We start from the raw sequence: 20,048 nt of genomic DNA, 5'->3' as shown, positions 1-20,048 counted from the left end.
GTGGATCTGACGATGGGGGAATGCTGGAATTTTTTGATGTGCAATTGATTTTTTCTAATAACTCTTGATATTTGACCTCAAGTTCCGCCAGCCTTTTTTCTGATTGCTTTATATGCTGCCCCATTTTCTCCACCAGTTGTTTGATGCTGGCTGGAGTCTTTTCCCAATCTGAGTCGGAAATTTCAATTCCGTAGGCGAGGCAGTTTTCATCCATGCCTCTTAATCTACCACCTCAGTAACCCATTTTTGACTGTAGCGTTTCTTATCCTGTGAACGGTTACGATCTTTAGGATGATTTGTCATTAATTCTTCTAGTTCTATGGGTACTTCAATCATGGCTTCGGGAAAAGCTGCTTTCATGACGGTTTCTAAATTTCTCGCTCCATCATCTGACATATATCCTTTATTTATAAGATTTCCTATTGCTTCATCTAAGATTTTTTGTGACCAATAATGTACATACAAACCAGCCTCAACTGTAGAAAGTAAGGTGTCTCGTAGGTACATTGGAAACAAAACACAAGCATCTAAGATTACATTAGGCATAATAATTTAACTATTTTAATTATTCTTCATAATCATAAAGTCCAGCTTCTTGACTTATTTCTATTAGTTCCTGTAACAATTGTCTACGTTTGATATCCCTTTGCTGTTTGTATTTTCTTAAATCCTCAAATTTCACCCGTCTATGAGTTCCTACCATAATGTAAGGAAGCTCACCCTGCTCTAATAATTTAATCAGATAGGGACGTGATACATTCAACAAATCAGCCGCTTGTTGCGTTGTCAGTTCTGGATTGTGTGTAATTATAGATACATTTTGACCTGATGCCATTGCCTGCACTACTTGGCGTAATACATGATATACAGAATCAGGAATAGTCATTTCTTCGTCGTTTGCTGCGACTAATTTCAGTTGACTATTTTCCTGATTGAGTATGTATTCAAGTTGCTTAATGGCTTCAGCTTCGGCTTCTGTAATAATGCTGGAATCAATAGGCAGATTTTGGTTAGATAGGAAGGTATTCATAAAGAGGGTGAGCCTGGTATTTTATTTTGATTGTATTACACAAACGCAATAAACGAAAATTGGATATTATATGTTTGAGAATATAGCAATACTATTTTATTTTTGAAAAACGAAAGTGACTGAATCTTACCAGATAAAGTTTTGGTTCTCAGTATACTTAGCCAAACTCAACTTGCATTGCTATAGTTTAAACTAAATACTCAGAAGGGAGTGAAGTAATAAACTGACTTTTAGACTTCGAGTAGTTTTTAGAATCTTTCATAAAAAACGATATAAATAAGCGTTTTTTTGCCCTTGTCATAGCCACATAAAATAGACGCTTTTCCTCTTCTAAATTACTATCACGCATACTGAAATAAGTAGGAAATTCATCTTCAGATATACCTGCTAGAAAAATTGTATCGAATTCTAACCCTTTTGATTGATGAATTGTGATAACAAGGACTTGATTATTATCCTGAGAAATTTGATCTAAGTTTTTCGCTAATGCAGTATACTCAATAATACTTCTGAGTGCTGTATCTGGATGAAGTTCTAAATCATCCTGTGCTTGAAAAATCTTTACTAGCCGTTTGATATTTTCTAGGCGTTTTGGTTCGTCCTGCTGATAATAGTCATATAAACCAGACTCAACAAAAATTTTACCTAATAAATCTGCTGGACGTAATTTTTGGCTGGCATCTTTCCAACTTTCAATACTATAAGCTAAATTTTCAAATTCTTGCCCATAACGATAGACTAAAGCTTGGCGATAATCAGCATGAATTCCAATTATAGGCATTAAATTTGCCAACAATTCAACCGTTGTGCGAGTATCGTCAATTGCACGATGACTTGGTAATTGAGTCAGCTTTAACTTAGTTGCCAAAGTTTCAAGACTATAGCTATCTGATTCTATAAAGCGTTTAGCTAAATCCCAAGTATCTGCCCATTGAAATTTTGGAGTGAATAAACCGACTTTTTGAGCATGGGCTATTATCATCTTGATATCAAAGCCAAGATTATGCCCAACTAACAAAGCATCTTGAATAAAGCATAAAAATTCCTGTAAAACATCAATTGAAGGTTTACCATTTGCAGATAGAAAATCATCACTATAACCATGTATTTGTTCTGATTCTCCCACTAGAACAGTATTGGCAATATAAGCATGAAATTCTGCTTCTAGTTTCCCTGCAACTAATTTAGAAGCAGCAATTTCAATAACTTCATCTTGACTCGCTGAAAAACCAGTTGTTTCCACATCAAAAACAACAATTGTGCCAGAATTATAAGCAGTTAGTAAATTGCTAAAAGGGTCGCCATCAATAAAAGTTTGAGTTGAAGCCATATCAGTGAGTTTAAACCCACAAGCTTCTCCCTCTTTGATGACATTCTCAATAGTCACAGAACCAATTCCTCGATTTGGACGCAGTAACATCCGACGCATTGAACCTGTATCAAAAGGATTTAATATTAATCGTAGATAAGCCAAGGTATCTTTAACTTCCTGACGCATAAAGAATTGATGTTGTTCAACTGTTACACAGGGAACATTTAACTTTTCTAAAACTTTAGTAATAACCTCAATTCGTTTATGATTTCTAGTTAAAACAGCAATACGGTTATAGAGAAAATTGGGATCATTATTAGCTAATTTTTGAATCTGTGTTGCAATCCATTTAGCTTCATCTAATTCATTTTTACCTGCATAAACTGGAATTAATTCTCCAACCTCACAATTAGGTGCAGGGGTAATTTTTGTGTATCTTTGTTCAAAAGAGTCAGCAAAACCAGAAGCAGCATTAAGTAAGGTTTGAGTAGCGCGGTAATTCCAAGTCAGAGAATATTCTTGAGGTTGAAACTCTTGTTTAAATTGACTGATAAATTTATCAGGTTCAGAACCTCTCCACTCATAAATAGTTTGGTCTAAATCACCAATCATGGCAATATTGCCAGTACGAGAAGCTAAACAACGGACGATTTCATATTCAGATAGATGAGTATCTTGTACTTCATCAACTTGGATAAAGTCAAAGCGTTGCTTCCATCTTTGTTGAATTTCAGGATAGGAGTTTAGTATTGAACGAACATAAAATATTAAGTCAGCAAAATCGAGAGCATGACGTTCTTGGAGAATGCTTTGATATTGACTAGCTAATTCTGCATCACCTATTCCTAAAGGTGCAAATAATTTCTCTAAGGGATAATTGGGAGATAGCTGCAATTGACTAGCTTTAACTTTACAATCAGTTAATTGAGAAAATTTATCTTGAGCTTCTTTGTCTTTTGTGAGACGGAAAACATCTTTAATTAGTCCAAGACAGTCAGCATCATCGTAAACTACAAAATCTGCTGGCAAACCAATTTGACGAGCTTCTACTCGCAGTATTGAAGTACATAAACTATGAAAAGTTTTGATTGTGATGTAGCGAAATTCCTTTGGACAAATTTCTGCTAACCGTTCGCTCATTTCTTGAGCTGCGCGGTTAGTGAAAGTCAGACATAGTATTTTTTGAGCAGGAATACCGCTATTAATAGCTTTCACAACTCTTTCTGATAAAACGCGGGTTTTTCCAGTTCCCACTGGAGCAAGTACTAATATTGCTCCGTTGATGTGGTTGATGATTTTTAGTTGTTCTCGGTTTGCTTGGGTTTGAGACATAGAAAGTATGATAATTTTTACAGAGAGTATTGTTTATCTTTAGTAACTGATTTTTGTTTCTGGTTGTAATATTGTCTAACTCTTGCTGGTTCAATCTCTCTAAATATTTCTGAAACTTTTCCTGATTCTGCAAGTTTTAAAACATCTTTAATTAAATAATCATTTTTTTCTTCATCTGAAAATGGAATATTATCTGGCAAGTCGTAATTGTACATTCCCAAAATCAAGATGTAGTTTTTCTTAAGTCGAGTAAATGGAGAAGGAACGCTATTTAAAGCATTGACAACATTTTGGAGATGTTGAGGCTGTACATAAGGCTTTGCAAGATGTCCTAAATATAGCCAGGTTTCTGTAGCTTTCAGCTTTTCGATATCAGATTTAGCTGCTGTTGCAGATTGAAATATTAATTGCCAGTCATCTAAGTCAAGTATTGGTAGAAAGCGAAATGCTTCAAGTAAAATAGCGCGGACATATTCACTTGGTTCTTCACTTGATATTTCGGCATTTTTATAGTGTTGCCATAGATACTTGATAGCATCTGTATGTCCTTGAGAAGCTAAACCAATAATAACATCCAGTAAATCACGGATTACAAATAAGTCGCAAATTATAAAAACGATTTCTTGCCATACTTCATCAAACCCCAGAATTCGTAATTTTTTTACCGATGCTCTAATGCGAGTTTCTAATTGTCTTCGTTTTATATTTAATTTCCGCTTTTCTTGCTCACTAATAGAATCAGCTTTTTCTTTAATGATTGCTGTAATTTCTTGTAGTTCTTTTAAACTTTTTTTAAAAAGATTAACAATCTTAGACTTTATCTGATTTTTGTAATAAATCCATTTAGGATTAAATTCTTGAAATTGACTACCCCATTTACAAATAATGATAAAGTTATCATCTGTAGGGAAAGGTGGAAAGTCTAATTGCTTTTTAATCTTTAATTTTTCTGAATTTAAGTTTTGATATAGTTTCCGACTCAACCGCGTTTCTGGAACATAAATTCCCAGAGAATACAAACAATGTTGATATATTTTGATAAGCTTCCACCATGATTTTTCATCATGACTACTATTAGCTAACTCCAATTGAGTGCGGTAATCATAATTCATTATCCATAAAGGATAAAGCCTTAGATTAAACTCCTTATTTAGTTCATCTAAATCAGTATCTAGTTCTGTGCTTGGCAAAAATTCTAATATATTATCATAATATTCTGTTTTATTTTTATTAAGATTCAGTCCTAGTTCGCTGAGTTTATCTTTTAATTCTATTTCCAATGGTTCGAGATAATTACCATGTGGAACAACTGCAATAATATCATCAACATAACGGTGAAACTTGATTGTATGTTTCCACTGCGGTTCAGTAGCGAAATAATCATCAACAGCTTTCAGATACAAATTAGCATAAAAGCCTGATGTCAAAGTTCCTTGTTTAAGTCCTATACCATTTTCATGTCCATCCAAATTTTGTTTGAGAATTTTACTAAGTAACCACTTAATCCGTTTACTGCTAATTTGTAATTCTCTTTCAGTAATATCAATTAACTGTTCTTGTCTAACTTTGACATAATATGATTCTATGTCAGTTCTTAAAACAGCACCATCTTGATAACTTGCAGCACTTTTTTCTGATGCTTCTAAAAACTTTTTATAGTTAGGAAAGTAATCTTCATATAAATCCTCTGTTGGCTTTAATTTGAGTTGATAAGAATAAAAATCAAGGTCGTTTTTTTGTCCAATAGTTTGCAGAATAGCAATAGCTAGTATTTCCTCTTCTAAACGAGTTAGCTGCTTTGGACGACCTTTCGCTCTACCCTTGACAAATTTATAATCAATATCTTGATTCGACGGCAGAAAATTATCTGAATATAACCTGTCAACTAAGTTATCAACAAGTATCTGCAAATTTTCATCAAGATTATTTTCAAATAAACGAATTTCTATTTCGTCATAAAAAGATTCATGAAATAGATTACTTCTAGCTTTAACCCAAGCTAATTCTATATTTTCTAAACTTATCAATTTATTCCATTCATTGTCTTCTTCAAGTTCGCTATTTTTAATTGTTTGACAAACAGCATTAAATTGAGCAGCATGATTTAAGATGTTTTTATCTTGCCAATAACTACTAACGGGATTTTCAAAATAAACTGCTTGTTGACCTTCAAGAACATCAGAAATTCTATGATCTTTACCAATAAAGTTTTCAATAGCTTTGTGTATAGCGTTGATTCCTTCATTAATATCACTAACTTGAATTATTTCTTTAAGAGATTTTTCTAAGTTTTTTGTTCCTACTGTCATCAAATGCAACTTTTCAATGGGTACTTCCTCTAATAACCGTTTTAAGGAAAGTGCTTCATCTTGCCAAAACTCTTTTTCTATTTCTGTATCACTTTCTGGTTCTAATCCTAAAGCTTTGAGTTTTTTATCTCTTTCTCTTTTGATAAGGTCATCTTTACCAATAGCTGAAGCAATATCAAGCTGCATTACAAAAAAATTAGATAAAGCTTTCACGGGATAATCTTTATCATTAAGTTTATTTTTTAGGTGAGTAATTGTAGTCAAAGTTGCTTGTGAAAGAGGTTCATTGATTGCCTTGAACTCCAAAAAAATATTAAATTGTTTAATCTTTTCTTGGAGTTCTTGCATCAATTTTTTATAAATAGCATAGCTATAAATATTTGGTTCTATACCTACACAAACAATTTCTATTCTTTTTGATTGAATTCCCTCTTTTGGCAAAGTTAAAATCTTTTCAATAAAAGCAGATGTAGCAGCACCCATCGCACAACCAACATCTAGTAAGTAAATGCGTGGGTTATATTTAATGCTATGGACTAGCCTAGTTGAATTAATAACATTATCTAAAATATGCGCTACTTCAAAGTAGTTACGAGCAAATAGAGCATAAAACTGAAATGCTGTACTTTTTAAATCTGCTTTATCTAAAGAATCTGAAATATCCTCTGAGTAATCAAGTTCTTTATATCCCTTTGCATCTGGAATTTCTGACAACCATTGATGTACAGCAGAATAAGCAGACGCAATAACAGGATGAAAAGAGCGATAAATTTTGGCTTCTTCAGCCATAACTAAATTAGAAACTTGTTTCGAGTTCTGCGCGGGAAGTCCTGAAAGTGTTTGTAACAGGAGTTGCTTGGCTATCTCATTAATACTTTTTCCATCATTTTCGGCTCTCTGTTTTAAAGCTTCTAAGGTTTCATCTTCTAGTCGAATAGTAACTATTTTTTCCGCTTCCCATAAAATAGTTAGCTCTCCGTTGAGAACCTGAACTATATCTTCAATAGTTTCTAGTCTAGATTTACCAGGACTTTCTATTGCTTTACTAATAGAACTGTGATAACGCGAAGCGGGGGAAATATCTCCTCCTACAGCTCGATATTCCGCAAATTCTTTGGCTAGTCTGTAAAGCGTCCAGTCCAACTGCTTTAGACGTTGATCGAAATCTTCTTTATGTATCATTTTTGTCTGCTTTCCTATGTATTAGCTGATGATAAACTCAGCTTTTCCTTGTTTATATCATAGTAATAATATATTTTCTAGAAAATGTAGCAATTTAAGTTACATTTCTTAATAATTTGCCGACTTACTTGACTTAACGGGCTAGATAGTTTTAGTATAATAAAAAGAAGGCACTCCAACGCCATTGGAATGCCTTTTGATTTGGTTAACCTTTCCCAATTGCTTTTGGGACAGGCTATTTATTTGTTTCAATTCAATCGTTCGTAAAAATTAACCCCTCAAATCCACCTAAATAATTTAGGAGTCACTAAAAATGAGAACCATATCTAATAATAGCTCATCGGTAGTTGAGTTACTAAAGACAGTTGCCTCCCGTGGTGATTCTCTGACTGAAGGAACTAAATTTCTGGAAACTGGGTTTCTTTTCCTAAAAGCAGAAAACCAACAAATTCAGGAACTACGAGATGATGAGAGACGTGGCTATTTAATGCAAGAGATTATGCGATTACTTGCACAGCTTGGAATTCCCTCTGGTAATCAGCGCGTTCTCAAAGCAATGACAACTTTGCAACTTGAGGCTTACAAAGAGGAGTTAGATCAACAATTAAGAGATCGAGATCGTCCGTTCAAACATCTGTCAGTAGCATAACAAGCTTTCGGACATTTAACTTGCACATTGGGAGTTGTGCAAACTCTTGTGGGGTGGGCATCTTGCCCGCCTTAACTATAAATTTAAATATATATTATTTTATACGTTGAGATGCCCAAAAAGAAAGTTACTTATACCTTTCTTTGGCAACCGATATTAAAACTACCTTGTCTGATGTAGCCTAACTGGGTATATTCCAGAGAGGTGAGAAATGCTTAATCAGACATACACAGCTGATGTCTTAGTCGTCGGCGGTGGAACGGGAGGGACTGCGGCTGCTATCCAAGCGGCGCGACGGGGAGCCAAAACCATTCTGGTGAGTGAATTTCCTTGGTTAGGGGGAATGCTAACTTCGGCTGGGGTATCTGTACCCGATGGCAACGAATTAGAAGCGTTTCAAACGGGGTTATGGGGTGCGTTTTTGCACGAATTGCGACAACGACAGCCCGGAGGATTAGATAACAGCTGGGTAAGCTTTTTTAGTTACGATCCCCGCATTGGGGCAGAGATTTTTGCAGACTGGGTGCAGGAATTGCCAAATCTGCACTGGATTTCTGGGGAAGTGCCAATAGAAGTTTATCGCCAAGATGATTTGATTACTGGTGTCCGCTTTGCTGATTTTGCTGTCACAGCCAAGATTATTCTTGATGGCACAGAATTAGGAGATTTATTAGCTTTAGCTGAGATACCTTACCGTTGGGGCTGGGAATTGCAATCTGAGTGGGGAGAACCCAGCGCGCCAACGACTTTTAACTCTCTGACAGAGAAATATCCAGTGCAAGCGCCCACTTATGTAGTGATTATGCAAGACTTTGGTAAAGCCGTGGCTCCAGAAATTCCAGCTGCCCCTAATGATAACCCATCCCAGTTTACAGGTGCTTGGGATGGCTATGGAGCAGAGACATTTTTGAATTATGGACGTTTGCCTGGTAGCCGATTTATGATTAACTGGCCAATCTGTGGCAATGACTACGGCGAAGGAGTAGGGCGGTTGATAGAGTCAGAGCTATCCAGAGGTGAATTTATCCAAGAATCCCGCTCTCATAGCCAAAATTTTGCCCGTTTTATCCAAAATCAGCTTGGTCGTCGCTATGGTTTAGCAAAAAAAGTATTTCCTCACACGCCTACAGCTTTTGCACTGCATCCCTACTACCGGGAAAGCCGCCGCTTAGTGGGATTGACTACTGTCCGAGAGCAGGATATTTTGCCAGTTGCCGAAGGTAGAGTTGCATCTATATTTAATGATGCGTTCGCCCTTGGCGTTGGCGGAGCCTCTCGTAGAGAAGCCTCTTGTAGAGAAGCGATCGCTATTGGTAATTACGCCAATGACCATCATTATCCTGGTGTTCAATTCCCACTGCAACCTAAATCTATCCGTTGGGGAGGACGCTGGACTGGAACTCCCTTTACAATTCCCTACAGTTGTTTAATTCCAGCCGCAATAGATGGTTTTTTGGCGTGTGAAAAGAATATTTCTGTCTCCCACATTGCCAATGGGGCTACCAGATTGCAACCTGTGGTTATGGGCATTGGTCAAGCGGCGGGAATGGCAGCAGCGATGTGTGTTGAGTTAAACTGCCAGCCGAGGGATTTACCTATCAGGGCGCTGCAAACGGCTTTATTGCAAGACAAAAGTGCCAAGGCAGCAATCATTCCTTTTTTCAATTTACCACCCAATCATTCGGATTGGCTAGACTGGCAACTGTATTACTTAGATAACCCACAAGCCTATCCAGTTAGTGGTGATTGTCCTTGCCCATCGGAGGATAAATCCGATAACTCTACTTTTGACAAGGACTTAATCCGGGAAAGTGACTGTTTCAAAGGCATTTTCTACCGCTTAGATCAGCAAGAATACAGATTCACTATTACCTCACCAACTGGATATCAAGGGCAAAATTGGCAGCTTGTAACTTTGCGATCGCATATTGACCAGCAATTACGTGCTTATCAACACGAACAATTGGTTACAGTGTGGGGTCGTCAGAATCACTTCAGTAATTGGTTATTAGTCGAACATTTAAACGAAGGATAAGACTAGTTTATTTTCAGTAAAGTACAATACTTTTTGACGAATTATCCGGATATTCGTCAAAAAGCTAAGTATTAGTGAAGTGGAGAGTTCCAAAATAGACATCTGTTATGCGTGCTGCCATTTCATTTTTAGTATCGAGTCTGGTGTTCGGCCCCTTAGCTTCTAACTGTCAAGCAATGGTCAATCACTTATCCGATGGGCTGCTTTCCACGCCTGCCTCGCAACAGTTGCTCTCGGCAAAATCTGAGCAAAATACAGATGATACGCCACGTCATCGAGGTAGTGGGCGCAGAGAAGTGACGCAAAAATTCGGAAATATCTATGCTGCTGTCTAACTACTGTAGAGTAATGCCTCTTTTAGCAAGGGAACCAAAGTCCCAGAAAATAGGATGTTGTATTAACACTAATTGTTTCTCCAGAGCAGGGCGTTTCACTCGTCGAACTAAACCGTTGACGTAGACAAATTTATCCTGGTTTTGAACATCGCAATAAACGAGGAAGTAGTAATTATAATCCTTGCCAGCTTTCAATAATACGGTTGATGGTAGGCGCAGACTGACGACACCCGATGGGGTTCCCTTGCCTCCCACCTTATTTGTGTAGACAGTATTGTCTTGATTGTCTTTCGGGACAAACTCAACTGAATAGTTGGGTGTGAGCGTGTACGGAACATAAAACTAGAAGGTGGGAGACTCGTCCAGTCTTTTTCGTGCCTCCCGAACCGCAGCATACAAAGATTGATCCCCGGAAAAGCGCTCGGAAACTGCCTGAAAAATTCTTGGGCAACCCTATCATGTATAAATTATCGCATGACGATCACTTGCTGAATCTGCAAATCTGCGATCGCGCACAAATGCCACGGGAGTCGCCGCAGAAAATCGTCGTTCGTTTCAATAATTACTCAGCAATCTATATCTGACATAACAGGCTGTGGAATGTATACATAATTTACTAAACTTCTCCAACTGCCATAGGCATCTATTTCTATCTACTCATACTTCATAAATCGCCAGAAAATTTTAATGAAATTCAGTTCAGCATAAGTATGCATGCAACCAAAAAAATTATAACTGTTGACTTTTTCAATCGTCGATTTTTCTCTAGTTTCAAGAAATAACGTTATGTTTAATATTTTTTTATTGTTGGTCTTAAATTTATATGTAAAGTTTTATATCAGTATTCAACATTTCTGACTTTTACTCTACTCTCGTCTAACTTCATTTTACCTTTTCTTTAAAGCTGTGTGTGTAATTAATTTTGCATATAACGTTTCCTATGTTGATGAGGTACACTGTTACAACTAAATCTCTTGCTAGATAAAGTTTTTCGTGTACCTCATGCGAATGAGAACCGCTATTCTTAATTTTTTGCTAACTAAAGACCTGCCTTTTCAAAGCATAGCAACCAGTGCAATAACAAGTGTTCATGACTCATTTAGGATTGCTATGTTGCTGATTGAAAACTTGCACTTAATCAAAATATATTTTGTTTTATTAAACTATTGTTTACCTTCACTTAACTAAAACACTCACAAGTTAGAATAAATTGACACATAAAATCAAATTATATAAAGAAAGATGAACTAGGTCAAAATCCTTTTTAATTATACCTTCTGGCTTATAGGAACGACAAATTTTTACGCCGATCTACTTAGATATTAGAAATACTTATTTGAAATATTTTTCTGAATATGGTTTACTTTATATCCATCTGCTTAAAAAAGCTTTTGGCTAAGGTGATAAGGATAAAAAATTATCCAATCAGCGTTATACATTAAGTTGAGAGTACAATTTCAGTGCCTTGTGCAACATAGCATTGCAACGTTGTAAAAATGTGACTTTTTTCTATACACAAAATTTGAGTGTAGATGGCAAATATGTAAACTGGAGTTTTTTTATGTCTTCTAGCTTTTCAAATAAAACAAGTCGATTAGTTACAAAGTTCACAAATTCTTTGCGCTCTGCCAATCAACACTTTTTAAGAACATCAGATCGCTCTCTTGAGCAAGCCTATCAAGCTGTGTTAAAGATTAAAGACATTGAAAATGAATACTTTAATGGCAGTAAAATTTCCACAGAATCGATAAATCATACTGCTTCAGTAACCTCATGCCTGCAAACAGATTTAAATAAAAAATTGAATATTGTTAAACTGAGAGTGCTAGAATTCAAAGCTAGTACTTTCGTCTTTGGTAATCTAAATGCTAATCATTTAGCGAAGCTAAAGTTAGTGGATGAAGTATTAGATAGATATGAAAATGCAGCAGAAGATAATACTTCGCAAAATTTAGTCCCACTTTCGGAACCTGTAAACAATAAGTCGAGGCAAGCTAACATTCAAATATATTCGACCATAGATACAGCTCCCGTAGAAACTATTAATAATAAAACAGGAGTACTACCTAGAACAATTGGGAGAACGATTAATAAAATCAAAAATGACTTAAGTTCAAATAAAGAACAAGAAGTTATTAGAAAATTTCGTATTTCGAGAGCCAATACAACAACTTCTGCGAGGTTTGTACTCATATTGATTCTGGTTCCGCTATTGATTCAACTGTTATCGAAAAACTTATTAATAAGTCCAATAGTTGACCGTATAAGAGTTGAAAATGTGCCGCAACTTTTCCTTCATTCGGAAATGAAAGAGTCCGCTTTAAAAGATTTACAAGGCTTTGAAGAAGAACTCAAATTTGATAATATAATAAATCTTGCTCCTCGGCTGTCAGAAGAAGTAATTGAAGAGCGTGTAAAACAGAAGGCTGCTGAAATAGCTAAAGAATATTGGCACAAAAGTAATCGTGCTATCAGCAATGTTTTTGCCGATTTACTAGCGCTAGGTGCTTTTATTTTAATACTATTGGTGAGTAGAAGAGAAATTGCGATTTTGAAGTCGTTTATGGATGAGATTGTATATGGTCTCAGCGACAGTGCTAAGGCTTTTATCATCATTTTGTGTACCGATATATTTGTAGGATTTCACTCACCCCACGGCTGGGAAGTGCTTCTGGAAGGATTCGCAGAGCATCTAGGTATCGCTCCAAATCACAGCTTTATTTTCCTGTTCATTGCAACATTTCCAGTGATTTTGGATACTATTGTGAAATATTGGATATTCCGCTATCTCAGTCGCATTTCCCCTTCAGCTCTCGCAACTCTTAAAACCATGAATGAGTGAGATTTTTTAATTCACAAAATTTCCGGGAGTGCGACTAGCATAAAGTTTTATTGGTATTCAATATTCAACAGTAATAATTTTATAATCCCAAATCTAAAATCCCAAATCTAAAATGGAATGAGCCGTTTTTTCATTGCCCTCTTACCACCGCAAGACATTCAGGATTACGCCAACGAGATTAAGCAGTACTTGGCTGATAATTATGCTAGTTGCGGCGCTCAAAATTCTCCGCCTCATATTACCTTGCAACCGCCCTTTGAATGGGTAGATGTAGACGTACAACCAATAGAAGAATCGTTGAAGGAGTTTGCTAGTAAACAAAAAGCAGTACCAATTACACTCAGTGGGTTTGATGCCTTCGCTCCCCGTGTAATTTACATTAATGTCATCACAAGTCAAGAACTTTTGACATTGCAAGCTGATTTAATGGCTTATGTAGAAAGTAACTTAGGAATTATTGACGAAGTTTCTAAAACCCGCCCTTTTGCGCCCCATTTGACTGTTGCGTTTCGGGATTTAACCAAGCAAAATTTTAAAGCTGCTTGGCCCGAATTTAAACAGCGCCAGTTGCATTTTGAGTTTAGTGGTGAGAAATTAGCGCTGCTTATTCACGACGGTAGACGCTGGAATGTAAAATCGGAGTTTACTTTACTAAGCACTAGCTAAAGGCGATCGCACTGGTCACAATTACGGGAAACTGAAAGCAGATCATCTATTAGGAAAGGAGAATCTAATGAGCTGGACTAAAGTTCTTGCAGTCGAAGCACTTTCCCCAGGTGCGCGACAAGTGGTAAAAGTTGGCAACCGGAAAATTTTGCTTTTAAATCACGAAAATCAGCTTTATGCTGTAGATAACGCCTGTCCTCACTTAAAATTGCCCTTGAAAAGTGCAAAAATTACTGAAAGTGGGGCAATTGTTTGTTCCTTCCATCGCAGTGCTTTTGATCTGCGTACTGGTGAGGTAAAAGACTGGTGTTCCTGGCCACCTGGTGTAGGTAAGGTACTATCGTTGGTTTCCCAAGAAAAAACACTGCCAGTTTTTCCTACTCGTGTGGAAGAAGGTAGTATCTGGATTGATCTGCAAGAGGAATAACAATCAGTTATCAGTTATCAGCCTTCACTGATAACTGTTGACTGTTTTTGCTGAACTATCTTAACCCGTAGGCTGGGATAAACCAATTGGCGATCGCCCTTGAGAAAAACTTTGCGATTTACAGCCAGGGAACTGTCATCTGGTTTTCCCCCATATCAAGAGGGATGAAAATAATCGTAAATTTCTTGAGCTAAACGCGGCCCGATTCCTGGAACCTCACCTAGTTGTGTGGGTGTTGCTTGCCGAATATAGTCAACTGAGCGAAAATGTCCTAATAACTGTTTTTGTCGATGGTGTCCTAAGCCAGGAATTTCATCTAAACGCGATCGCTTCAATTTATCACTGCGCTGCTGACGATGGAAAGTCACTGCAAACCGATGCGCTTCATCCCGCAGTCGGCGCAATAGCTGTACCCCTGGTTGTTCTGCATCAGTTGTCAAGGGTTTAGATTCTCCCGGTAAAAAAATCTCTTCTCGCTGCTTTGCTAAACTCACAACTCGCAAGTCTTCTAATAAATTCATCTCTTGCAAGATGGCGATAACTGATGATAACTGACCTTTACCACCGTCAATCATAATTAAGTCAGGCCAGTCAGGATTACCTAAACGTGACAACTGTGGATCTTCGCCATATTTGCGAAACCGACGCTGGATAACTTCAGCAAGACTGGCAAAATCATCTGAGTGTCCTGCTGTCACCGTGGGATTTTTGATTTTGTAGTGGCGATAGTGCTGTTTAGCTGGTAAACCATCAATAAACACAACTTGCGAAGCTACAGCATTTGACCCTTGAATATGGGAAATGTCATAACCTTCGATGCGGTGGGGTACATCTGGTAAATCGAGAATGGCGGCTAAATCTTGCATTGCTTGATGGTTGCGATCGCCTAATTTCTGCATTCTTTGCAATTCATACTGGGCATTTCGCTCTACCATCTCAATTAATTCTGCCTTAGTTTGCCGCAAAGGAGTCAAAATTGTCACTTTTTTGCCTTTACGTTGAGTTAAGACATCCGCCAATATCTCCCCATCGGGTAACTCATGCTGTACCAAAATCTCTATGGGTATTTCCACAGAGTCGGCAGTTTGGTAATGTTCCTCCAAAGCTCGTTGTAAAATAGCTCCTGGTTCTGCGTGAGCATCCGCCACAAAGGCCAAACGTCCTACCAATTGGCCAGCCCGAATCTGGAATAGTTGAATGCAGGCGTGCTGTTCGTCGGCTGCCAGTGCGATCGCATCCCGCGAAACTGTATCATCTGGTAAAGACACTTTTTGATCGGCTGTCAGCGACTTTAACCCAGAAATTTGATCCCGAATTCGCGCCGCCGACTCAAAATTCAAGTCCTCAGATGCTGCGTTCATCTGTTGGGTCAAAATATCAATTAGTTCCTGAGTTCGACCTTGGAAGACCATCGCCACCTTTTGGACAATTTTGCGATATTCTTCTGGTGAAATCATTTTTTGACAGACACCTGGACAACGCCCTAAATCATAATTCAAGCAAGGACGGTCTTTAAAAAGTGGTTGAGGCCGTTGTCGCTGTGGAAAGATCCGCTTGCACAGGCGGACAATTTCTCGCAATAGCCCAGCATCAGTATAAGGCCCGTAAAATTTATCCTTTTCTTTGCCGAATTGGCGTTTACGGGTAATAAAAATCCGAGGATAGTTTTCTGACCAAGTAATGCAGAGATAGGGATATTTTTTATCATCTTTGAGCAGCACGTTAAAGTATGGCTGGTGCTGCTTGATCAAATTGGCTTCTAGCGCTAGGGCTTCGGCTTCAGTATCGGTGACAATGAATTCAATTTCTGTCACCAACTTGACCATCGTGGCGATGCGTTCACTCTTGTTGTAGCCATCCCGGAAATAGGAACGGACACGCGATCGCAACTTACGTGATTTACCTATATATATAATGCGATCGCTCCTGTCGCGCATGAAATAAACCCCCGGTTCCGGTGGAATTTCGGCTAGACGGTTTTCCAGTCGTTCTGGTTCTTTAACCAGTGGTAATATTTGAGTAGATATTGTCACAACCAAAGTTAAGTAATCTTTCTCTATTTTAAGAAAAATTATTTTTTCGTGCCGATTTAACAGAGTATTTATTAAGTAAATATCAAGTAAGTACGCTTTTAGTCTACATAGAGACAAGTTTGAGCCAAGTAAATCTCCGCTCAGACTTGGGAGCAGACCTAGTTTGTGTAGCCGCAACTTTAGTTGTCGGCTGCTACTGTCAGAATAAAAACTTTGCTTTTTGAATCCATAGTTAACATTTTAAAATTGATTAGATTTTATTATTTGTAATTTCATATTTAGCAATAAAGTTATTTCTAGTGTCTTGATTTAGCCAACTTTATATCTATATTATTAAAATCAATAATATCTTTAACATTGCTTATATAAATCTAAGATAAATTATTCAATAATAGTAAGGGGTTACATTTTTGATTGAACTTATAATATTAAGCGAATTAACGGATTTAGTAAGTTAAATTTATGATTATTATTAAGAATATAACTATTACAATAATTTCAGATAAGAGCTAAACTATGAATTTGCAAGAGTTTGAAACCCAGTACCGTGAGGCAATGGCTGAAACGCTGAATGATTTGCAAACAGCAGTTTTATTGTTAGCGCAAGCACAACATAAAATTTCAAAAATTGGCAGTTCCGTACAAAATCTTAGTGAGCGCGTGGAAGAGTTCATCGATCACGAAAAAGCGGAATAATTACACGCCCAGTATAAAGGTTTATCTGTAGCGATAAGTAAACTGTTCTTCAATTGTTAGGATAAGATCCTTGAGTTTTAAAGGTTTAACAAAATAGCAACATGCGCCCAAACTAAGAGCTAGTTCTTGATCTGCTTTAAAAGCAAAAGCTGAAACCACAATGATAGGTATTTTTGACAAATCAGGTTTTTGCTGGACTTGTTTTAAGAGCGAATAACCGTCAATATCTGGCAATTTCAAGTCTAATAACATTAAATCTGGCTCGAACCTCTCTATAGTTGAGAAAAAAGTAGAGCCTTCTGATAAGCTTTGGACATCGTAACCACAGTAAATTAGATAGTCACTCAGTAACATCCGATTGAGATAATGGTCTTCAACTAGCAAAATTCGTCTAACTTTGTGTGACCGCAATGGCTGATCTATATTGATTAATTGTGGTGTCATTGCTATATATTAATTATCTCAAGTAAAAGCCAACAATTATTACCATAAACTAATACGGTAATATATTTAAATGGTGAAGATAATAGAAACTTGACTTATGTAATCTATTCCAAGATATTAATAAATTAAATTTATAGCGGTTCTCGGTTGAGTGAGGTACAAAAACCCCACCCCCAACCCCCTACCCGCAAGCGAGTCGGGGGCTACGATGTAACTCATGTGATTAGAAAACGCTATATTTGCACTTCAATACTTAATAATAGTATCTTTAAAAATAATTTAAATCAAAAACTAAGCTTTTCTTTATAATCTTTTTACATTTTGTATTTTTAAATATGCTGCTTTTAAAAATTTAATCGTCTAAATTTACCCGTAAAACTACTTAATTAATACTGAAGCTAAAGTAATTGCCCTTAACATAACAGTTTTCATCTGGATATGATAGTAAGTAATACCATTTCACCAAGTCCATGTTACAAACATGTTGCTAAGGGCATACAGATGTATGCTATTACAACCCATTCATTTGTTGCAAAGTTTCTAAAAAAGTTTAATTTAAAAGATTTAATCATTTTATAGCTGGGAGGAAATATTCATAAAAAAAGAGAGCCAACTAGCTCCCTTACTTATTTGTAGTTTTGAACCCGCAATCTTAAATAGATGCTTTTTTAAATTTACGTTGCATAGCAAACACACCAGCCACACCCACCAGACCAAGGATTACTGATGGTTCTGGGACTACTGTAGGAGGTACACCTTTGATGATAACTTCATAATTACCACTGTGAGACTTTCCATCAGCACCTAGCCCCGAACTGTTAGTTAGTCCACTTGCTGTAGCAGAAAAGCTGTAAAGCAAATCAGTCTTGTCATTGTAGGTAACTTTAACAACTTCACTAGCTTGGAACCCATCTTTTAGAAAAGTACCCAAAGTTCCTAACAGAGGAGCATAGTAATCTTTTAAATTTAAGTGACCGGCTAACCCAATTTTGATTTCGCCACTGATGTCATTTTGATTAACGTAAGACACATTAGGGTCGCTGGAGCGTTTGAAACCACCGATGTTGAAAAATGTATTAAAGGCTTGCTGGCGGATAATGGTGTTAGGGGTAGAATTTGGTAGTCCTAATGCCGATTTAATTGCAGATTCTTTAGTTATTAGACCAGCTGCATTATAAAATTGGCTAAACCAAGTATTTGCAAAGTTCTGTGCACCATAGCTTGTACTTAATCCTGACCCAGTACTAAACCAATCTGTTTCTGTTAGACTGCTCAAAGTAATACTTTTGCCACCAATTTGCCCTGTCAAGGTGGTGTTTTTTGTGAAATCAAAACCCACTTTTTCACTGCTAGCTCGTAACTCTACGTTTCCAGTAGGATTCCCAGCGTTTCCATCTAGGACTTTTTGTACATTTGTGGAAGTATTGCCCACGAGCTTGGTACTGTTACCTTGGACATCATAGACTAAGTAATCACTTGCTGCTGTTCCACCGATACTAGCACCAGTAAGGGTTCCAGCTTGTGCTGGTACAGTGGCAAGAGCGCTCACGCCAATAGCTATTGAGGCACCAATTACAAGTTTCTGAAAAGTCATTTTCATTTTTTTAAAGTCTCTGTCAGTTTGGAAGCTAAGTTTTAAACTACTGCCGTTTCTAGGCTTGGCTGGCTTGACTACAGGCTTTTTGCCAATATGGCGGTTTTTAAGCGCGACTTGCATTATTCGCCATCTTTGGTAGCTGAGCGTACAAACCCAGTTTAAGAAACGGGGAGACCTAATTGGGTAAAGTTCCTGCTGATTATCAGTAAAAAGATGAAGAATGTTTCGAGATTTTTATCCGTCTAATTACATATTTAGTAAAATTGCATTGGTTGTAAAAAACACGTGGCAATAATTTCGATTTCAGTATAATACGGTCTTTTGCAGGAGCGCACAGTTGAGCATTGGTGTTAACTTCAGCTAAAACTCCTTTAAAACCTCGTCTCCAGCCTCTTTTTGGAAATACACTTCATTGAGCTGCTGCGGCGAGTCAGGAAGGCGGCAGCCCTCCTACTAGGCATTCATAGTCTCTGACTAGGAACGAGACAATCTCTAAAAGCGGGTTTTATACTGGCTTTGACGTTAAGTTGACATCAATAATATCTGTGCGCCTCCACCACGTGTTCCTGTAAAAAATCTTTGATATTCAGCTTGAGAAGAAATTTAATGAAGGAACTGGGCAATTCTTTCCACAGCAGTTTCTAACAAAGGTGGTTCATGCACCAAGGCAAAGCGGACATACCCTTCTCCAGATTTGCCAAAACCCGCACCTGGGGAAGCAGCTACACCAGTTTGTTTGACTAGCTGGGTACAAAATTCTATGGAGTTTTGACTCCAAGGTGAGGGCAATTTTGCCCAGATGTACATTGTGGCTTTGGGAGTGGGAACTTTCCAGCCAATGCGGTGTAAAGCAGTGATGAAAGCATCACGGCGCTGCTGGAAAGTAGCAACAGTAGATTTTACCCCAGATTGAGGCCCGGTTAGGGCTGCGATCGCACCGTTCAAAATTCCCCGATACTGATTAAAATCAACAGCTGCTTTTACCTGGCGTAAGGCGTTGATTAATTCGGCATTACCGATGGCGTAACCAATGCGGAAGCCGCCCATATTGTAGGACTTGGAAAGGGTGAAAAATTCAATCGAGACGCTTTTCTCTGGATCAGCTTGCAAAATTGAAGGGACTAAGGATTTTGGATTTTGAATTTTGGATTTTGGATTG

At 37.4% G+C, this 20,048-nt stretch carries 16 protein-coding genes and 2 pseudogenes; 8 read left to right on the top strand and 10 right to left on the bottom strand.

The window, feature by feature from the left end; all coding sequences use genetic code 11:
* The 5 genes and pseudogenes from F8S12_RS33350 to F8S12_RS33330 all read right to left on the bottom strand — a co-directional run.
* A pseudogene (locus tag F8S12_RS33350) lies at positions 1 to 214 on the bottom strand (DUF6444 domain-containing protein); the annotation flags it as partial.
* A 5-nt stretch (positions 215 to 219) separates the two neighbouring features.
* A complete protein-coding gene (locus F8S12_RS33345) occupies positions 220 to 546 on the bottom strand; it encodes a hypothetical protein (protein ID WP_196520547.1) in 327 nt (108 codons plus the stop codon).
* A 19-nt stretch (positions 547 to 565) separates the two neighbouring features.
* Positions 566 to 1,030, bottom strand: coding sequence for a helix-turn-helix domain-containing protein (locus F8S12_RS33340; protein WP_196520546.1), 465 nt, complete (start codon positions 1,028 to 1,030; stop codon positions 566 to 568).
* 187 nt (positions 1,031 to 1,217) lie between these two features.
* A complete protein-coding gene (locus tag F8S12_RS33335) occupies positions 1,218 to 3,674 on the bottom strand; it encodes a 3'-5' exonuclease (RefSeq protein WP_196520545.1) in 2,457 nt (818 codons plus the stop codon).
* A gap of 17 nt (positions 3,675 to 3,691) precedes the next feature.
* A complete protein-coding gene (locus F8S12_RS33330; RefSeq protein ID WP_196520544.1) occupies positions 3,692 to 7,165 on the bottom strand; it encodes an RNA-directed DNA polymerase in 3,474 nt (1,157 codons plus the stop codon).
* Positions 7,166 to 7,478: 313 nt separating this feature from the next.
* On the opposite strand from F8S12_RS33330, the gene F8S12_RS33325 reads away from it, so the two are divergent.
* The 3 genes from F8S12_RS33325 (at position 7,479) to patX (ending at position 10,184) form a co-directional block, all read left to right on the top strand.
* Complete coding sequence (locus F8S12_RS33325; protein WP_196520543.1) at positions 7,479 to 7,814, top strand: hypothetical protein; 336 nt, start codon at positions 7,479 to 7,481, stop codon at positions 7,812 to 7,814.
* 211 nt (positions 7,815 to 8,025) lie between these two features.
* Entirely contained in the window at positions 8,026 to 9,849 is a 1,824-nt protein-coding gene (locus F8S12_RS33320; RefSeq protein ID WP_196520542.1) for an FAD-dependent oxidoreductase, read from the top strand.
* 107 nt (positions 9,850 to 9,956) lie between these two features.
* Complete coding sequence (gene patX / locus F8S12_RS33315; protein WP_196520541.1) at positions 9,957 to 10,184, top strand: heterocyst-inhibiting protein PatX; 228 nt, start codon at positions 9,957 to 9,959, stop codon at positions 10,182 to 10,184.
* On the opposite strand, the pseudogene F8S12_RS33310 reads toward patX, so the two are convergent.
* Positions 10,185 to 10,514, bottom strand: a pseudogene (locus tag F8S12_RS33310) (DUF928 domain-containing protein); the annotation flags it as partial.
* A 128-nt stretch (positions 10,515 to 10,642) separates the two neighbouring features.
* Between F8S12_RS33310 and F8S12_RS41850 the strand changes: the two are divergent.
* The 4 genes from F8S12_RS41850 (at position 10,643) to F8S12_RS33295 (ending at position 14,119) form a co-directional block, all read left to right on the top strand.
* Positions 10,643 to 10,768 (top strand): hypothetical protein, encoded by a 126-nt coding sequence (locus F8S12_RS41850; RefSeq protein ID WP_269144868.1) that lies wholly within the window; start codon positions 10,643 to 10,645, stop codon positions 10,766 to 10,768.
* 977 nt (positions 10,769 to 11,745) lie between these two features.
* Positions 11,746 to 13,026, top strand: coding sequence for a proton extrusion protein PcxA (locus F8S12_RS33305; protein ID WP_196520540.1), 1,281 nt, complete (start codon positions 11,746 to 11,748; stop codon positions 13,024 to 13,026).
* Positions 13,027 to 13,143: 117 nt separating this feature from the next.
* Positions 13,144 to 13,692, top strand: a complete 549-nt coding sequence (locus F8S12_RS33300; protein ID WP_196520539.1) for a 2'-5' RNA ligase family protein — start codon at positions 13,144 to 13,146, stop codon at positions 13,690 to 13,692.
* A gap of 67 nt (positions 13,693 to 13,759) precedes the next feature.
* Complete coding sequence (locus tag F8S12_RS33295; protein WP_196520538.1) at positions 13,760 to 14,119, top strand: Rieske (2Fe-2S) protein; 360 nt, start codon at positions 13,760 to 13,762, stop codon at positions 14,117 to 14,119.
* A gap of 155 nt (positions 14,120 to 14,274) precedes the next feature.
* On the opposite strand, the gene uvrC is transcribed toward F8S12_RS33295, so the two are convergent.
* Entirely contained in the window at positions 14,275 to 16,152 is a 1,878-nt protein-coding gene (gene uvrC, locus F8S12_RS33290) for an excinuclease ABC subunit UvrC (protein ID WP_196520537.1), read from the bottom strand.
* Between the two features lie 516 nt (positions 16,153 to 16,668).
* Here uvrC and F8S12_RS33285 point away from each other — a divergent pair.
* Positions 16,669 to 16,848, top strand: coding sequence for a hypothetical protein (locus tag F8S12_RS33285; RefSeq protein WP_196520536.1), 180 nt, complete (start codon positions 16,669 to 16,671; stop codon positions 16,846 to 16,848).
* A gap of 21 nt (positions 16,849 to 16,869) precedes the next feature.
* On the opposite strand, the gene F8S12_RS33280 is transcribed toward F8S12_RS33285, so the two are convergent.
* The 3 genes from F8S12_RS33280 to F8S12_RS33270 all read right to left on the bottom strand — a co-directional run.
* The gene (locus F8S12_RS33280) at positions 16,870 to 17,292 is read right to left on the bottom strand and encodes a response regulator (RefSeq protein ID WP_196520535.1); all 423 of its coding nucleotides are present in this window, start codon (positions 17,290 to 17,292) and stop codon (positions 16,870 to 16,872) included.
* Between the two features lie 652 nt (positions 17,293 to 17,944).
* Positions 17,945 to 19,009, bottom strand: a complete 1,065-nt coding sequence (locus F8S12_RS33275; protein WP_230968447.1) for an NF038130 family PEP-CTERM protein — start codon at positions 19,007 to 19,009, stop codon at positions 17,945 to 17,947.
* A gap of 483 nt (positions 19,010 to 19,492) precedes the next feature.
* Positions 19,493 to 20,048, bottom strand: a 556-nt coding sequence (locus tag F8S12_RS33270; RefSeq protein ID WP_196520534.1) for an aminotransferase class I/II-fold pyridoxal phosphate-dependent enzyme, incomplete at its 5' end; no start/stop codon positions are given.

Source organism: Nostoc sp. WHI (genome assembly GCF_015714725.1).
In the GTDB taxonomy this organism is placed as follows: Bacteria; Cyanobacteriota; Cyanobacteriia; order Cyanobacteriales; family Nostocaceae; genus Nostoc.
Note: the sequence above shows the minus strand (reverse complement) of the source record. Positions and strands in the feature narration are given on the sequence as shown.

Bases quoted from the DNA above. Each gene is read 5' to 3' on its own strand.
- F8S12_RS33345 (WP_196520547.1), bottom strand. From the start codon at position 546: ATGCCTAATGTAATCTTAGATGCTTGTGTTTTGTTTCCAATGTACCTA.
- F8S12_RS33340 (WP_196520546.1), bottom strand. From the start codon at position 1,030: ATGAATACCTTCCTATCTAACCAAAATCTGCCTATTGATTCCAGCATT.
- F8S12_RS33335 (WP_196520545.1), bottom strand. From the start codon at position 3,674: ATGTCTCAAACCCAAGCAAACCGAGAACAACTAAAAATCATCAACCAC.
- F8S12_RS33330 (WP_196520544.1), bottom strand. From the start codon at position 7,165: ATGATACATAAAGAAGATTTCGATCAACGTCTAAAGCAGTTGGACTGG.
- F8S12_RS33325 (WP_196520543.1), top strand. From the start codon at position 7,479: ATGAGAACCATATCTAATAATAGCTCATCGGTAGTTGAGTTACTAAAG.
- F8S12_RS33320 (WP_196520542.1), top strand. From the start codon at position 8,026: ATGCTTAATCAGACATACACAGCTGATGTCTTAGTCGTCGGCGGTGGA.
- patX (WP_196520541.1), top strand. From the start codon at position 9,957: ATGCGTGCTGCCATTTCATTTTTAGTATCGAGTCTGGTGTTCGGCCCC.
- F8S12_RS41850 (WP_269144868.1), top strand. From the start codon at position 10,643: ATGTATAAATTATCGCATGACGATCACTTGCTGAATCTGCAAATCTGC.
- F8S12_RS33305 (WP_196520540.1), top strand. From the start codon at position 11,746: ATGTCTTCTAGCTTTTCAAATAAAACAAGTCGATTAGTTACAAAGTTC.
- F8S12_RS33300 (WP_196520539.1), top strand. From the start codon at position 13,144: ATGAGCCGTTTTTTCATTGCCCTCTTACCACCGCAAGACATTCAGGAT.
- F8S12_RS33295 (WP_196520538.1), top strand. From the start codon at position 13,760: ATGAGCTGGACTAAAGTTCTTGCAGTCGAAGCACTTTCCCCAGGTGCG.
- F8S12_RS33285 (WP_196520536.1), top strand. From the start codon at position 16,669: ATGAATTTGCAAGAGTTTGAAACCCAGTACCGTGAGGCAATGGCTGAA.
- F8S12_RS33280 (WP_196520535.1), bottom strand. From the start codon at position 17,292: ATGACACCACAATTAATCAATATAGATCAGCCATTGCGGTCACACAAA.
- F8S12_RS33275 (WP_230968447.1), bottom strand. From the start codon at position 19,009: ATGCAAGTCGCGCTTAAAAACCGCCATATTGGCAAAAAGCCTGTAGTC.